The 288-nt window shown below is 50.3% G+C and carries 1 protein-coding gene; it reads left to right on the top strand.

Annotation, left to right across the window (positions count from 1 at the left end; genetic code table 11):
* Positions 1-11: 11 nt before the first annotated feature.
* Positions 12-288: sensor histidine kinase (locus tag ACFRAK_RS27595; RefSeq protein ID WP_394572974.1), on the top strand; the 277-nt coding region annotated here is incomplete at its 3' end.

Here is a 288-nt window from a genome sequence, read left to right as displayed (position 1 = left end):
AGTTCAAGATGATGGCGAGCCAAATCAATCCCCATTTCCTGTTTAATGCCCTTGAAGCAATTCGGATGGAGGCTCATCTGAAGGGGGAGACGGAAATCGCCCGCATTGTTCGTCTGCTCGGTAAGATGATGCGCAGCAATCTGGAGGTTGGCAACGGCAAAACCACAATCCAAGATGAGATCGAGATGGTTCAGTGCTATCTTGATATACAGAAATTCCGTTACGAGGATCGGCTCAAGTATGAGTTGGTTGTCGATCCGGCTGCGAATCGTGTCCGAATCCCGCCGC

The organism is Peribacillus sp. NPDC056705 (assembly GCF_043656335.1).
This window is presented reverse-complemented; position numbering and strand designations above follow the sequence as displayed.